This window comes from Mongoliitalea lutea, assembly GCF_014652135.1.
Lineage (GTDB): Bacteria > Bacteroidota > Bacteroidia > Cytophagales > Cyclobacteriaceae > Mongoliitalea > Mongoliitalea lutea.
Genome location: NZ_BMYF01000001.1, coordinates 315,462 through 330,782 on the forward strand (window position 1 = coordinate 315,462; position 15,321 = coordinate 330,782).

Below are 15,321 nucleotides of genomic sequence, written 5' to 3' on the forward strand. Positions count from 1 at the left end.
TTGTATTAAATTATTGGGTTGATTTATTCAAAAATCGAAAATCAAAGCAAGTGATAATTCATAGGAAGGACTAATTTACTGATACATCATTACTACATCAAAGCGATGAAAATCATTTCTCAAAAACTATACAGACTCACATAAACTTACTAATATTCAGTAGTTAATGATTTTTTCGAGATTTTCTAGATCTCAGAAAGAATTCATCTTTGCCTTTTTCAATACCTACTTCAGAAATTCGTTAGAGACAATCTTTTCGAGTAAATCCAATCTCGATAATTGTCAAGAAAAATCCCAAAATTCAGCCCAAAAAATTAAAACAATATACCAATATTAAAAATCAGATCATACAAATCGCAATTATTGCAATCTCACAAAAAAACAAACCCACTTTTCAACTTTTATCAACAAAACCAGACATTCACTGCTTATATTTTAACCACTAATCACAAATAATAATCATTTTTAAATTTTTTTGGTTTATTTTTAAACCATTAAACCACTAATCATATGAAAAATTTATCCAGAAGGGCTTGGTTAAGAACCAGCGCATTCGGTTTGGGCGGAATTTCTGCTCTTTCTAGTCTTCCTTTACACGGCAGCACCAACCTTACAAACAGTAGCTATAAAAGTTTGGTACTAGAACTTCCTTTCATGGAGAATTTCAAAATTCCTATGCGGGCAAGGCTTTTGGCGAACGAAAATCCGTTTGGTCCTTCTCCAAAAGCGCAAAAAGCCATCATGGAGTCCATCAGTCAAGGAAATCGTTATGGACATTCCGATGCACAGTATTTGATAGAGATGATTGCCGAAAAAGAAGGGGTCAAACCTGCAAATATTATGTTAGGGCCTGGCTCTACAGATTTATTGGAAAAAACTGCCATTGCGCTCTGCAGACATGGAGGAAATGTAATTTCAGCAGATCCATCTTACCTCTCACTTGTCAATACAGCCAAGGCAGTGGGTGCAAATTGGAAAGCCGTCCCCTTAACAGCCGATCAAAGCCACGACTTGACAAGTATAGCCCAAGCCATTGATTCCAACACAAAACTAGTCTATATCTGCAACCCCAATAACCCTATGGGATCGGTTACAGATTTTGAAGCAGTAAAAACATTTTGTAAAGCAAATGCCACCAAGGCTCCAATTTTTGTAGATGAAGCATACTTGGAGTTTTTAGATAATCCGCAAGAAAAAAGTGCTGTAAACTTAGTGGCTGAGGGTCATGACGTCATTGTAGCGCGAACATTCTCCAAAATCCATGGAATGGCAGGCCTGCGTATCGGGTATATGGTAGCTACGGAGGAGCGCGTCAAATCAGTTTCCGACATGGTTAGAAGCACCATGGGGCTTTGCATTACCTCATTGAAGGGAGCGATTGCAAGCTTTCAGGACGAAGGCTTTATTGCTGAATGTAGAGCGTTGAATAAAGCTTCCAGAGAATTTACATCCGAGCAAATCCATCAGTTAGGATACCAGGAAATCCCATCCCATACCAGCTTTATGATCTTCCCTATCCGTTCAAAAGCGGAAACATTCTCCAAAACCATGGTTGAACAAGGTGTTGGCATTCGTATGTACGCCATCGACAACAAACCTTGGTGTAGGGTGAGTATGGGAACCATGGAAGAAATGAATTACTTCATAGAAGCACTAAAAATCACAGAAGGCTAAATTAAGCCAAACCCAAAATAACCTTTTGAATTGATTTACCATTAACTATCACATTGTATGAATCCGGCAGTTCAAAAGACGCTAGCTTTTCTATTACTTCTGTTTATTGGCTTCTTGCTACGTAGTAAGTTTCAATCATCGGAACACCAAAAAGGTTTAAAAACCATCATCCTGACCATTGCGCTTCCTGCAATCATATTCGTAGCTTTACTAAAAGCTGAAATTTCCCAAGAGCTCTTATGGCTGCCTATTATCGCTTTGGCTTTCAACTTTGTTCTGTTTTTTGGGCTACAATTTATTCTTCCGATCTATGGTATAGAAAAAAACACAGCCACTTACAGAACCTATCTCCTACTCTTTCCATCGCTTGCTCCAGGTCTTTCTTGTTTTCCATTCTTAATAGAATATTTGGGAGACGATGCATTAGCTTGGGGAGCGCTCGCAGATATCGGGAATAAGTTTTTTGTCTTGATTTTTGCCTACATGCTAGCGATCCATTGGTTCTTCAATATCCATCCTTCGGTGGACGGCAATGGTAAAGGAAAAATAAAGTCTTTATTGGTTAGCCTAGTAAATGAACCTATTAATATGGTGATAGTGATAGCCCTGGTTTTATTGGCCTTTGGCATCCGTATGGAAAACTTACCTCCATTTTTATCCAGCTCAATCACGAGTTTAAGTAATCTGATGACTCCTTTGGTATTGATGTACATTGGAATAGCTGTTGTATTCAATTGGGCTCAGATTAAAAAGATATTCAACCTATTATTGCTCCGTTCGGGATTGACATTTTTGCTCAGTGGTCTCCTGATTTCTTTTGTACCCGGACTTTCCCCTATGGCAATATTGGTCATGGTTGTTTTCCCTCAAAGCGCTATAAGCTTTTGGCCTTATGCACACATGTCCGCCATCCAAGCAATGGAACAGGTAACTCCCCAGCCACAGAAAAAAACCTTTGACCTAGCACTTGGAATTAACATTTTGGCACTATCTCTTCCCTTTGCAACGGCCATTATGCTTTTGGTCTTTTCCTTTGGAGAAACCTTTACTTCTCCTACGCTACTTTTAAGTTTAGGATTAGGAATGATTTCCATCAGTGCCATCAAACCTACCTATCTAAAAATCAATGATTGGTTATTAAATTCTATGCTGAAAAAAGAGCAGGGTTGATCACTACCATTTATTAAGTTGGCATACATATTGACATATAATCAACAAAGTATAACCATGTCAATAATTCAAAAATCTTACCCAAGCTTTGTCTTTATCGCCATTTTGGCGTTGAAGCTGTGGAGTGGTTTGTTGCTTGTTGACACCTCTCAGAAGAGTAAGGAAGGAGTAGCTCAAAATCAACTTACTCAAGAGACATCCTATCAAGAGTATGTAGTTTTATTTACTTCCGGCTTAGGAAATAATGGCTATAACCTAACACCTGATTGGTCTTGGGGTAATGAGTGGGCAAACTTTTTGCAAAGACTGGATTGGATGGAGCTTTCTGAAGAAGTTGCATTCAAACTTTTAGAACAGACGCCAAGACAATTCGGTATTCGGGAGATAATCTTTCCTTTTCATTTTTTTTGGTAATTCAAACTTTTTCTAAAGCTGATTAAAAAAACAAAATTTATCAGCTCACAACTTCACATCATACAAAGAATGAATGGAAAGCCTTCGCTTTTCCTTTGGCATGACCATTCTATTAATTCCCAAATTTTAAATACAACAATCATGTTTGACATAGATTTAACAACACTTGCTATCTCAATAGTTGGAATAGTAGCATTTATAGCTCCTTTTTTGATCAAGCATCAAGGCAATAAAAAAACAACACTCAAAATCCGCCAACAATTGAATGAAAAGTTGCTAGAAAATCAACTATCTGTTCAAGAAGAAGAAATTTGGAGAGATCGCTATTTCTTAGGCTTGGATAAAAGCAAAAACAAACTAATTTACGTCCAAGACATCTCAAAGATGACGCTTCGGATCATTGATCTTGAAAAAATATTCTCTGTTTCGATTCATGAAACTTCGCATCATGTGGGTGATAAAAAAAACGGGAGAAATATCATTGATAGTATCCATCTGAGCATACAATCCAAGGATACTTCCAAAACACTTACACTGGAAGTCTTCAATTCGGATTATTTCTCTGATCTTTTCGGCGAACCAGTGTTTGCTAAGCGCTGGAAAGAAATTATCGAAAAGCAGCTAAAAAAAGCTGAATTGGTTAACTCTTGAGCTTCAGGATTTCGGACTTTAAGTCAAGAATCATCTTAGAAATGTCCTCTAGACTTGCAGGCTGAGCCTTATCTTTTGGACTTGGGAAGTCAGTGCTGATATAGGCTTTGGCTTCCCAAATTTCCAATACATCTTCTCCTTTTACCTCGTAAGGCTTGTAGTGGTCATTATCTGATACAAGAAATAACTTCCCATTTTCTTCCAAATAATTAAACACCCGCTTGTAAACCACCCCTTCGGTAATTGTCACCAACACATATGTTTTCCCACTTTTGATTTCATGCAACTGCTCCACATAACTGCCAATCACAACTGTGCCTGGCACTAATGGCAGCATGCTGTCCCCACTCAGTTCAAATGCACGGTAAGTCACATGATTCGAGAGATTTGGCAGGGAGAACTGTGGTAAATTTTCTACAAATTCTGGATCGGCAAAACCATTTAAATATCCAGCAGACGCCTTTTGAGGGACCATTGGGATCTGCTCGCGGTCTTCCCTATCCACTGTTATAGCCAATACTTTTATTTGCTTGGATTGCTGCACCTTTCTTCCCAAGGCGGGAATATCATGATATAATAATTCATCCACAGAAGTTTGAAACAATTCTGCGATCAGGCCAAGTGTAGACAATTTAGGTTCTGAGCGGCCGTCTTCATAAGCAGAAATCATCGTCCGTTGAAGACCTAATTTTTCCGCCAATTCTGCTTGGGTCATCTGAACAGAGGATCGTAAGAATTTGAGATTTTTTGAAAGTAGCATAGATCAAGCTGAATACAGGTAAAACTGATGATCATCCTTAACAGACTTCGTCAGGGAGAAATGTTGGTTGTTTTCCAATTGAACCATTCGCTGATACATTCGTCTCGTAATCTCATCAATAATCTCTCCTACAGGCTTTGGCTCCTGCGTCAGCAGATATCCATACAATGGCACTTGATCATCCTCGATGACAAATTTAACTTGGCACTTTCCCGAAGGAAGCTCTTTTTGAGTGATACTGATTTTCTCTTTCAATTCCATAGCTCTAAGCGATTAACAAGAGCTAATATACATATGTTATTTTTATAAACATACGTGTGTTTATAAAAATAACATTTATGAGACATTTATTGTCTCATTTTTTGCTTTTATGAGTTTCGAATCTGAAAATCAGATGTTCTTTTAGCTAGTTAAAAGCACATAATTGATGACCGAGATACATCTTCCATCATAAATCCTAATCGGGGAACGCCCATTTCACTTTCGGAGATTTATAAAAATTGATTCCCTTCCGTTCCCAAGTTCTTCCATGGGCTGAAATCCTTCTGGAAAAATCCTCCCAATTTCGATTGAAGGCAGGTGACCAAGCAATCTCCGCTATAGCCGCAAGCCTAGGAAAAGTCATATATTCTATATCAGCTCTCGTCTCAATAGTTTCTGTCCACAATGGAGCTTCTACTCCCAAGATATCTTTTCGGTGAATTCCTTCATGAAGAGTGGTTGGGTCCCAATTATAAGCATCATCCAATTCTATAAATGCAGCCCATTTTAACCCAATATTCGTTGTACTGTCATACTTCATATCCAAATAAGTACGAACTGCCGGAGACATCAATACTTTGGCTCCCTGATCAATGGCTAGTAAAGCATTTTCAGCTTTGGCCCAGTATTGTGCAACAGAGCTTGGTAATAACTTTGCATGAGCCACTTCATCCCAGCCCATGGTGATTTTACCATATTTTGTCACCAAATCCTGAGCTCTCTCAATGAAATACACATAATCTTCCATGGGTACGATCAGGGTTTCATCCCCACCAATATGCAAATAAGGACCGGGAGTTATCGCCGCTATTTCCCGGATCACATCTTCCACAAACTGATAGGTAATTTCAGAATGAATATCCAAGGTACTAAAACCCACATCGATTCCTGTATGATAAGGAGTTGCCAAAGAATCCGATTCTAATCCAAACACAGACCAATCAATAGGAACAGCTGTTTCATTGGGTACTTCTATACCCGGATTAAGGATTCCATATGCATTTAAGGCCGCATTGGTATGACCCGGCATATCAATTTCTGGTACAATAGTTATAAAATTTTTGGCTGCATAAGACACCAACTCCTGATATTCCTCTTGGGTATAATACCCTCCATCTCCCCCACCAACTTCGTTGGCACCACCGATAGTGGTCAATAATGGCCAAGATTTGATTTCAACTCTCCATCCTTGATCATCCGAAAGGTGTAAATGTAAGTGATTAATCTTGTAAATGGCCAGTTGATCAATCAAATGCTTCACATCAGCTAAAGGAAAAAAGTGTCTCGCCACATCCAGCATCATTCCTCTGTAGGCATACTCCGGATAATCCTCAATCAGCCCTCCTTGGATAAGGATATTTTTTCCATCCACCCCATCCAACAGTTGCTTAAAAGTCTGAATGGCATAAAACAACCCAGCTTCATCTGATCCAATTAACTGAATTTTGTCTGATTGTATTTCAATTTTATAAGCCTCTCTTACAGGAGCAAAACTTGCATCAATTTTCAATTCAATAGCCTTAGTAGCAGTTTCATTCTGCACCATCAGCTGCAATCCTGTTGTCTCTTGGATTATAGTTTTTAATTGATTCCCAAAAAAGTCAATTTCCTCCTTCACTGTTATTTTTACTGATTTTTCTAATAAAAAATCGGAGGATGATGTCATCACTTGGACAGGAACTGGAATAATTGCATGCTTTTCTAAAGAAACTTCCACTACTTTATCGGTACATGAAGTCACCATTAATGCAACAAAACCAACAATGAAAATGTAATCTTTAACTAACGAATTCATGAGTTTCTCTAATTTGGTTTATGAAAGTACCCAAACTTAGATAATTTTTTTTTAAAAGATTAGAAGTGAATTAAAAACTTTACCAGAAGAATCTATACTCCCATCCATCCTTTAAAATTACCCGTTGCTATCAAAAAATAGGAGGGCAGTTTTCAATCTAGCATTTTTAGAATAAATTACCTGCACAATAAACTCAATCCGAAATTATGAAAAACGAAAATCAAAAGCAGGGGAGCAATTCAAGACGAAATTTTATTAAAGCCTCTGCCACTGCACTTGCAGGGTTTTATTTAGTTCCGCGTCATGTATTAGGAGGCCCTGGATTTACAGCTCCATCCGATAAGTTAAGGGTTGCTGGTATTGGTGTAGGCGGCATGGGAGGAAACGATATCAGGGGAGTTTTTAATTCTGGCAAAGTTGACATAGTAGCGCTTTGTGACGTTCATGATAGCCGTGCAAAAGCCAGTGTAGATGCTCACACAAAAGCCACTTACTATCGGGATTTTCGGGAAATGTTAGAGAAAGAGCATAAAAACATTGATGCAGTCACCATTTCCACACCTGACCACATGCATGCTGTACAGACTATGGCAGCTATGCAATTAGGCAAACATGTGTATGTACAAAAACCACTTTCTCATGACATCTATGAGGCCCGAATGCTTACGGAAGCAGCTGACAAATATAAGGTAGTAACACAAATGGGTAATCAAGGTTCCTCCGGAGATGGTGTGCGCCAAATGGTGGAATGGTACAATGCTGGACTGATTGGGGAAGCAACCAAAGTATATTGCTGGACAGATCGACCTGTGTGGCCTCAGGGGATTCCTTGGCCTACAACACCAGCAACACCACCCGCAGATTTAGATTGGGACCTTTGGTTGGGAACAGCTCCTTACAGAGACTATATAAGCAACTTAGTACCTTTCAACTGGAGAGGTTGGTGGGATTATGGAACGGGTGCACTTGGAGACATGGCCTGTCATATCATGGAGCCTCCATTCCGTGTATTAGGATTGGGATACCCGAAGTCTGCCGAAGCAAGTGTAGGTTCTGTATATGTTGGCGAGTTTCAGCGGGGATATTTCCCTGAAAGTTGCCCTCCCTCCTCCCATATCACACTCCGTTTTGAAAGACCTGGTAAAGATGATCTGGAGTTTCATTGGATGGATGGAGGTATCCAACCTACAAGACCTATCGAATTGGGACCAAATGAAGTCATGGGAGATGGAGGCAATGGAGTAATTATTGAAGGGACTAAAGGCAAAATGATGTGTGGGACTTATGGTATGAATCCACAACTCTTGCCTACCAGCAAAACCAAAGAAGCGAATGTATCACAAACAGAAAAGAGAATAGAAGGAGGAGATAGAGGCCATTACAATAATTGGGTAGATGCTTGCATAGCTGGGTATGGTTCAGCTGCTTTTGAAAACCTGAGTTCTCCTTTCTCCATTGCTGGACCATTGACAGAATCTGTCCTTATGGGTAATCTGGCAATTAGAAGTTATGACTATCGTGAACCAAGAGAAACAGGTAATGGCTTTAACTATCCCGGAAGAGGTATTAAATTAGTATGGGACGGCCCAAATATGCGGGTAACCAACTTTGAGCCTGCTAACCAATTTGTAAAAAGAACCTACAGAGATGGATGGACCTTGTAAATAAGATAATAATCTATTAATTTTAATCAATTCCCCTGATTAATAGGCTACTAAAGCATGCTGAAAATCAGGGGATTCTTTTTTATTTGAGTTATATATGTCAATCTGTTAGGATATTGAATAGTATTTTTGGATATTTAATAAATTCGGTTCTTTTTTAATGACATATCAAATGCTTTAGACGGAATCAAAAATTTCAATCACAGTTTAGTTTAATTACCAATTACCTCTTATGAATCAATCCCTCAAGTTTAATGATCAAGGGAACTCTCAATTTTTCGCCACAGTAAAGCAACGTGTCGATGAGTATTTCAAAATCAATAACATTTCCAAAAAAGCCAACAAGGCAATGGTTGTCAAAACCACGATTTATCTCAGTTCATTTGTCGGTCTTTATTTTCTGATACTATTGGGAGGACTTCCCTTGTCAGTCACATTGGGTCTAGCCATTCTTCTAGGTATGAATATGGCCTTTATCGGCTTTAATATCTGTCACGATGCCCTGCATGGCTCTTATTCCAAACATCCTTGGGTCAACAAAAGCCTTGGTTTTATTTTCAATATCATTGGCGCCAATGTTTATGTTTGGAATATTACGCATAACCAAATCCATCATACCTATACCAATATCGTAGGCCATGATGGGGATTTGGAACTAGCTCCAGGAATCGTGCGAATTTCAGAAAATGATCCATGGAAACCTTGGCATCGTTTCCAACATATTTACGCCTTCTTTTTGTATGGTTTAGCTTCTCTTTCTTGGTTTTTCAGAAAAGACTACGTTAAGTTTTTCCAGAAAAAAATCGGCTCCCACGTCAATAAGCATCCCAAAATCGAATACTTCAACCTCTTCTTTTACAAGTTAGTGTACTATGGACTTTTTATCATCATTCCTTTATTGGTGATGGAAATTACTTGGCAACAATTTTTGATTGGTTTCTTACTGATGAATTTTGCTGAAGGGCTCGTGTTGGGTCTAGTATTCCAATTGGCGCATTTAGTAGAAGACACGCATCAGGTAGTACCAAAAGAAGGTGAAAGCATAGAAGAATCTTGGGCAGCACATCAGTTGCGTACCACTGCTAACTTTTCGAGAAAAAGCGGTATTGCTACTTTCTTATGCGGAGGCTTGAATTTCCAGGTGGAACATCACTTATTCCCAAAAATCTGCCATATCCATTATCCGGAAATTTCTGAAATCGTCAAAAGTACGGCACATGAGTTTGATCTACCTTACCATGAAAATGAAAGTTTTGCAAGTGCATTAAAATCGCATTATAATTTCCTCAAGGAAGCAGGCTCCCCTGTTATCGCAAAAAAAGAAGTGCGGGAGCATTCTTATTCGCATTGAGCACCAAATTAAAACAAATGCTTTATTAGGGGTTTTATCAATAGATAAACCCCTAATTTTTTATGTTCAAAAGAAGCCCATCAAGCCTGCTCTAGGCTACTATTTCAGATTATTTTCCATATCAAGCCTCTGCGTCAAATCTGTCAAATCCTATTTATCTGCGAGAGACATCCGAAGAATTATTTAGCTAAATTCAATTGATAAAACGTTAAAAAATCCTCCTCAACACCAAAATATTCCTGATTTTTTTGGGCGATGATTGCGCCACTTGGGTGAACTATTGATGAGAGCCATATCCCTTTAGGAACTTGTATATCCTTTTGAATCAACTCATGATTGGAGTCGAAGATAGCTGCATACCTCTGTATACCATCAAGAAAGGCCGACCACTCTTCCCAATTATCACGATTATATTGACTAGCAATATCTTCACTCACCCCCTTAGTGTAAATGACCACTACGTCAGATTCCCTTCTATAAATTTGTTCAATCCTTCCAAAAATTATATTTCCATATTCTTCATACCAGTCTTGGTATCTTCCTATTGGAATTCCGGGCATTGGAACCGCATCTTTCAAGTTGATATCCACCACTTTAGAAAGCACAATCTGCCCCTCCTGTTCTTTGTAGACAAAATACTTTAGCTCTGCTAAGATCCACAATATCCATTCGTCCTTGTACTTATAAAGACCTGGGAAAGTCCAATTGTAAAAATTACCGGTACTGTACACAGTATTGGGTGGAAAAGGCATACTCGTACGAATCTTTCCTGTATTGGAATTATAAATTTCTAAAATATCTGATGAATAGACATTTGTATACATGGTCCTAAAATCTTCCAAACTCCCGCCTTTTTCTGGACGAAAATACAAGAACTCATCACCCGATCGATGCGCTCCGAAAGGTAAACCATTGATATGAAAGTAATCTTCTCCTATTGGAAGTTTACTACTAAAAGTACCATCCAACTCAAAGAAATAGATACCTTGAGTCTGATCCATCACACAGATTTTCCCATCCAATAAATTTACTCCTGTAGCCCAACCTACTTTATTGGGACCATCTTCAGTTAACTTGAAAGTATGCTTGATTGCTCCGGATTCATCAAAAACTACGTATTCCTCTTGAGCATTCCACCTTCCTAAATACAGTTCTTGCAGAGGATCGTAGTCTATTAAAAACAATTCTCCCATATATTCCACCTGCATGGAGTCTTGAAAAACCCATTGGTAGGTGTCTGTCAACTGTTCATTAACATTTTTTTCCGAACATGCCGCTATCAAAAGCAGGATCAGTAACACTTTAACAATCTCCTTTTTCATACCGTATTCATTATTCCGATTGTCCTTTGAGCCATGATACCGCTGTGTCTATAAAATGATCTCTCCCGGCTCTTACCATTAAAAAAGAAGTTAAATCCTCATCTACTTGTACTCCGAATTCCAAATGATTCCCTTCCAAATCGATGGCTTGGGATCCGGAAAAACGGTATGTCCATCCGTTAGGCAATTCTGCAAAAACCGGAATCCCTCCACCTCCACCAGTCTGATCCCCAAATAGGCGAACTTGTGGTAAAGACCTTCCCATCTGTGCAAAAAAAGTGGTGGTGCTAAACGATCGGCGATTGGTCAATATGGCAACATTCCCAAGATACGTGGAACCCGAACTTGGAGTAATCCGCAAAGGAGCCCAAGGGGTAAAATCATTCCTTGCTGGCCCAGACTTAAAGCGTTGTTGACCATAAATCACCTCCTCATCCGTAAATCTTGCCATGATGTTCAGCGCATTTTGCAAATTCCCTCCACCATTACTCCGCACATCTATGATCAACCCCTTATGCGTTCGCATCAAAAACATAATTTGGTCCATATGCTGCTCTGTAAGCGCTCGCTCAAATGAACGATAATTAACATACAGCACATCATCATCCAACGTTTGTGCCTGTAAAGGACCAATAATCCAAAAATTAGTTCGTAGGTATACTTGCTCAATCAATTGTTGATTGTAAAACAAGGGAAAATTCTCATACCAAAGCCAATTTCGTGATCTGTCAAAAGTGCTTAATAAATTGACATGGCCATCTTCCAACTCCCCAAGCATATTACCCAAGACATCAAAAAGCTCATGTTCTGTCATCGTGGCAAATAATCTTGGACTGTATTTTTCTCTGACCGCATTCCAGTCCACCTGTTTTTCTTCAAAAAAGCTATAGCGGTTATTGATATCATTCCATAAATGATCAAATACCACTTGAGGACTTGACGCTGGTCTTGGAGGCGTAAGCATTTCTTCACATGCCCCAAGAATAAATATGATTGAAATAAAAAACCAATTATGGATTGAAAAACGCTTGTTCATAACTGAAAATTAAACTGTATGAAATAGTGTCCCGCAGCACGCTGGGAACGTTGCTCATTAACCAGATTACTGAAATTGAAGCGATAGCCTAACCCAAATTCATTCCCATTGGTGAGTTTATAAAAAACTTGATTAATCATGCCTAAGTCTTGCTGCTGAAATGGTTGAAAGAACCGGATGGATTGTAAAAAGGCATTGAATGTAGGTTGTTCGTGCAAAAATGCATCAGGAGGGCTTGTGACATAGGATGCTGAAAACAAAAAACCTATCACTTGCCAGTGCCCTTGAAAGCTGTATCGCCACTGTTCATTTTTTCCGAAAACTGATTCATACCGAATCGCCGGACCAAAGGAAGTATGGAAATCAAACCGTGGATTAAAATTTTGGGAATCCTGAAAATTCCGAAGACTGAGCGCATTATTATTGGACCAACCGATCATCCATTTACTTGGCAGCCAAGAGGCCTTGTAAAAAGTATAGGTCATGATACTAGCCTGGGTTCCTATCATTCCTGCTCCAAACTCATTTTCCATGGGGATTCGGGCATAGTGCATATAGACCTCGTCTATTTTTTTCTCAGATGCACTGATAAATCCAAAGGAAAAACCCGTACTCCCTCCTCTATAAACTAATGGAGAATAGGCAAAGTCCCTTTCCCAGGCATTTTGCGGGCCAGCATTCCACAAAAGCGTTCGTTGCTTCTCTTGTCCTATAACTACCGTCTGCACCAACGTGAACAACACTACAAAAACGTACTTTCTCATTCTTTTGTCTTAAAACGTTAAAGATAGGTTTCTTGCTATTAGGAAAAAATGATATCTATCAGTTTCTTTTAAACATCAGAAACCTTTTTTATTGATGTGCAAGCCACTGGAGACTTCCTTCTTTTCTTTTTGCACAGACTTTCCTTTTTGGAAGGAGTAGCTCAAGGTGAACCAGAGAGGAATCCTTGACATGTGGATCTGACCTGTGCTGCGTTGTTGAAAATCTTTTCCTCGGGTTTCCAATCCATAATAGGTAAACCTTCGGGAAAAGGGAAGGGCCGAAGTCATCCCCAGCTTCCATTGGTCCCCGAGTTTTTTCTCAGCGGCCAGAAAATAAAGGGGGCCGCTGAAAAAATCTGATTGTATATCATTGACCGGAGAAAGGTATCGGAAGCGGAGAGTGAGGAAGATATCCTTTTCCAAGGCAAGCACTCCTGAAAAACCGGTTTCTATGGCCACTCGGTCCCTTACAGGAAACTGCTCCCGATCATTTCCAATACCCCTGCTATGGAATACCCTCAGCATGTGGTTGATCGAAAATTGTTTGCTCAAGCGCATCGCTCCACTGGATTGAATCCCGGTCTGGAACAAATCACCCAAGTTGCCAAAGGTCACCTCCATCAGTCCTTCGGAATTGAGTGCATACAGCTCATTGATCATTTGGCTCCTTTTTTCAAAGAATACCGCATTCATCAACAAGAGATTACCGGTATTCCAGGTATGTTCCACATTGGCCTGATGGAAAGTATAGGGCTGAAGGTCCTGATTTCCAAAAGACAGGGTAAATGGATCTAAGAAGGCCTCAAAGTTGTTCAACTGGTGAAACAAGGGATAAACCATGGCTGACCGAAAGAAAAACCTGGTGGAATGTTTTTCATTCCAAACATGTCCCAATCGGGCATTGGGAAGAAAGAAAAAATGGTTTTTTCTGCCCTCCTGGCTGAGGGTTCGAAGCTGTATTTCTTCCACCCTCATTCCAAATTCCGCATCCCAGTCTTCCCCTTTCCAAATGAAGGAGCCATATAGCGCGCGGACCTGGCTTCTGAAGTCGAAATCATTTTCATGACCATTAGCAAAATGCCGGAGTTGCAACTGAAAAACTGTTATCAAACGCCAATTGGGATTCAATTGGGTGCTGTAATCGGTGCGCAGGTTGGAAACCTGTTGGCTGGGACGGATATAGTTGATGAAGCGCTCCTCTTCCTGCAAAAAACGCAATTGATTTTCTCCACGTAAGCGGCTTTGGGTCCAATCGACCGATATACTGCTTTCTTTTTCACCATGAAACCGATGCTGAAAATACAGTGCTGTTGTCAAAGATCTGTTACGGTCTTCCTCTTCCCGCTTGGCAGTCCAAGTGTCCCCTTGGTTACTTTGAAGTTCAATGCTCCCATTATGGGTTTCTGAAAACCAACTTCCTGCAATGTATCCATGCAACAAGGTATTGGAAGAAAGGGCATACTCGAGTCCTTGATGGATTGTATTGGAAATGCTTCTTTGACGGGTTTTTTGTTCCATCTGGATTTGGGTTCCCTCTGTGGTATTCCGCTCATATGTCTGCACCACATCAAATATGCTGAATGCGCCATTGTAGCTGGTGTAGGCGTGAAATTTTGGGGTGTAAAAGGACATACTGGCGCTTGGAAAGCTGTACACTTCATTCCTGGAAATGGGCATTTCTCCATAGACCATTCCTGAAAAACCACTTTCTCTTTCTGCCAAGAGGATATGAATAACTGCATCTGCTTCTGCTGCAAATCTGGCAGAAGGATTCAAAATCACCTCTACCTGATCAATTTGCCCTGCCCTCAGCTGTTGTACAAAGCGGTGGTCCCTTTCTGCACCGTTGACAAAGATCAATACCTTATTTTTTCCACTGATACTGATGTTTTGATTGAAATCTACAAAAACCCCAGGAATCAGGTTGAGGATGTCCATACCGGTATTGGACGCTCCCACATGCTGCTTATTAATCATAAAAACAGCCTTTTCGCCCTCCGTTATTCCTTTTTCTTTTTCTCCTTCAATGAGTACTGCTTCCAACAAGCTTTCAGATTCCTGGAAATACAAAGTACCCAAGGCGTTCCCTTGCAACTCTTCAGAAGACAAGGTAAAACTCTCAAAACCCATATAACTGAAGCGTAGAAAGAATGACTTTCCCACTAAATAAGACAGTTCAAAAAAACCATCCATATTGGTATTGGCCCCGGCAATGAATAGGGAGTCAGGAAGCTGGTACATGACCACATTGGCATAAGCCACTGGGGCTTCAGTCTGTGAATGGAGCAAAGTACCTGTGAGTTTTTCGGTAGATTGGGCATTTGACAGAAAGGAAACTGTCAGCGCGAAAGCCATCAGGGCGAACGCAAACCTTTTGTGGAAGTTGGGAAATGATTTCATGGCCTTTTGGTCCTTTGGTTGTACAGAACAAAGGAAAAGAAGGCTTTTGACATCGCCGA

General features: G+C 39.9%; 13 protein-coding genes. 6 read left to right on the forward strand and 7 right to left on the reverse strand.

Annotated elements, in window-relative coordinates:
* Positions 1-510: 510 nt before the first annotated feature.
* From IE080_RS01320 to IE080_RS01335, 4 genes are all read left to right on the forward strand, one after another.
* Entirely contained in the window at positions 511-1,674 is a 1,164-nt protein-coding gene (locus IE080_RS01320) for a pyridoxal phosphate-dependent aminotransferase (RefSeq protein WP_189578610.1), read from the forward strand.
* A gap of 57 nt (positions 1,675-1,731) precedes the next feature.
* A complete protein-coding gene (locus tag IE080_RS01325; protein ID WP_189578611.1) occupies positions 1,732-2,844 on the forward strand; it encodes an AEC family transporter in 1,113 nt (370 codons plus the stop codon).
* Between the two features lie 57 nt (positions 2,845-2,901).
* Positions 2,902-3,258 carry a hypothetical protein gene (locus IE080_RS01330; protein WP_189578612.1) on the forward strand — a complete coding sequence of 119 codons (357 nt, stop codon included), beginning with the start codon at positions 2,902-2,904 and terminating at the stop codon, positions 3,256-3,258.
* A gap of 141 nt (positions 3,259-3,399) precedes the next feature.
* A complete protein-coding gene (locus IE080_RS01335) occupies positions 3,400-3,909 on the forward strand; it encodes a hypothetical protein (RefSeq protein WP_189578613.1) in 510 nt (169 codons plus the stop codon).
* Here the strand turns inward: IE080_RS01335 and IE080_RS01340 are convergent.
* The 3 genes from IE080_RS01340 to IE080_RS01350 all read right to left on the reverse strand — a co-directional run bounded on the left by IE080_RS01340 (position 3,899) and on the right by IE080_RS01350 (position 6,725).
* A complete protein-coding gene (locus tag IE080_RS01340) occupies positions 3,899-4,669 on the reverse strand; it encodes a LexA family transcriptional regulator (protein ID WP_189578614.1) in 771 nt (256 codons plus the stop codon). The two genes, IE080_RS01335 and IE080_RS01340, sit on opposite strands and share 11 nt — an antisense overlap.
* Before the next feature lie 3 nt (positions 4,670-4,672).
* On the reverse strand, positions 4,673-4,930 hold the full coding sequence (locus tag IE080_RS01345; RefSeq protein WP_189578616.1) for a hypothetical protein: 258 nt from the start codon (positions 4,928-4,930) through the stop codon (positions 4,673-4,675).
* Between the two features lie 196 nt (positions 4,931-5,126).
* Positions 5,127-6,725: a beta-N-acetylhexosaminidase gene (locus tag IE080_RS01350; protein WP_189578618.1), complete on the reverse strand. Its 1,599-nt coding sequence runs from the start codon at positions 6,723-6,725 to the stop codon at positions 5,127-5,129.
* Positions 6,726-6,931: 206 nt separating this feature from the next.
* Here IE080_RS01350 and IE080_RS01355 point away from each other — a divergent pair, with 206 nt between their 5' ends.
* On the forward strand, positions 6,932-8,389 hold the full coding sequence (locus IE080_RS01355; RefSeq protein ID WP_189578620.1) for a Gfo/Idh/MocA family protein: 1,458 nt from the start codon (positions 6,932-6,934) through the stop codon (positions 8,387-8,389).
* Positions 8,390-8,621: 232 nt separating this feature from the next.
* On the forward strand, positions 8,622-9,740 hold the full coding sequence (locus IE080_RS01360) for a fatty acid desaturase family protein (protein WP_189578621.1): 1,119 nt from the start codon (positions 8,622-8,624) through the stop codon (positions 9,738-9,740).
* Positions 9,741-9,919: 179 nt separating this feature from the next.
* On the opposite strand, the gene IE080_RS01365 is transcribed toward IE080_RS01360, so the two are convergent.
* From IE080_RS01365 to IE080_RS01380, 4 genes are all read right to left on the reverse strand, one after another.
* The gene (locus tag IE080_RS01365) at positions 9,920-11,062 is read right to left on the reverse strand and encodes a hypothetical protein (protein WP_189578623.1); all 1,143 of its coding nucleotides are present in this window, start codon (positions 11,060-11,062) and stop codon (positions 9,920-9,922) included.
* Positions 11,063-11,072: 10 nt separating this feature from the next.
* The gene (locus IE080_RS01370; protein WP_189578625.1) at positions 11,073-12,098 is read right to left on the reverse strand and encodes a S41 family peptidase; all 1,026 of its coding nucleotides are present in this window, start codon (positions 12,096-12,098) and stop codon (positions 11,073-11,075) included.
* Positions 12,095-12,862, reverse strand: coding sequence for a hypothetical protein (locus IE080_RS01375; protein WP_189578626.1), 768 nt, complete (start codon positions 12,860-12,862; stop codon positions 12,095-12,097). Before IE080_RS01375 ends, IE080_RS01370 begins: the two co-directional genes overlap by 4 nt.
* Before the next feature lie 75 nt (positions 12,863-12,937).
* Positions 12,938-15,262 (reverse strand): TonB-dependent receptor, encoded by a 2,325-nt coding sequence (locus IE080_RS01380; RefSeq protein WP_189578628.1) that lies wholly within the window; start codon positions 15,260-15,262, stop codon positions 12,938-12,940.
* Between the last annotated feature and the right edge of the window lie 59 nt (positions 15,263-15,321).

Excerpts from the sequence above, each read along its gene's own strand:
- IE080_RS01350 (WP_189578618.1), bottom strand. The coding sequence starts at position 6,725 with ATGAATTCGTTAGTTAAAGATTACATTTTCATTGTTGGTTTTGTTGCA.
- IE080_RS01340 (WP_189578614.1), bottom strand. The coding sequence starts at position 4,669 with ATGCTACTTTCAAAAAATCTCAAATTCTTACGATCCTCTGTTCAGATG.
- IE080_RS01370 (WP_189578625.1), bottom strand. The coding sequence starts at position 12,098 with ATGAACAAGCGTTTTTCAATCCATAATTGGTTTTTTATTTCAATCATA.
- IE080_RS01345 (WP_189578616.1), bottom strand. The coding sequence starts at position 4,930 with ATGGAATTGAAAGAGAAAATCAGTATCACTCAAAAAGAGCTTCCTTCG.
- IE080_RS01375 (WP_189578626.1), bottom strand. The coding sequence starts at position 12,862 with ATGAGAAAGTACGTTTTTGTAGTGTTGTTCACGTTGGTGCAGACGGTA.
- IE080_RS01355 (WP_189578620.1), top strand. The coding sequence starts at position 6,932 with ATGAAAAACGAAAATCAAAAGCAGGGGAGCAATTCAAGACGAAATTTT.
- IE080_RS01365 (WP_189578623.1), bottom strand. The coding sequence starts at position 11,062 with ATGAAAAAGGAGATTGTTAAAGTGTTACTGATCCTGCTTTTGATAGCG.
- IE080_RS01335 (WP_189578613.1), top strand. The coding sequence starts at position 3,400 with ATGTTTGACATAGATTTAACAACACTTGCTATCTCAATAGTTGGAATA.
- IE080_RS01380 (WP_189578628.1), bottom strand. The coding sequence starts at position 15,262 with ATGAAATCATTTCCCAACTTCCACAAAAGGTTTGCGTTCGCCCTGATG.
- IE080_RS01325 (WP_189578611.1), top strand. The coding sequence starts at position 1,732 with ATGAATCCGGCAGTTCAAAAGACGCTAGCTTTTCTATTACTTCTGTTT.
- IE080_RS01330 (WP_189578612.1), top strand. The coding sequence starts at position 2,902 with ATGTCAATAATTCAAAAATCTTACCCAAGCTTTGTCTTTATCGCCATT.
- IE080_RS01320 (WP_189578610.1), top strand. The coding sequence starts at position 511 with ATGAAAAATTTATCCAGAAGGGCTTGGTTAAGAACCAGCGCATTCGGT.
- IE080_RS01360 (WP_189578621.1), top strand. The coding sequence starts at position 8,622 with ATGAATCAATCCCTCAAGTTTAATGATCAAGGGAACTCTCAATTTTTC.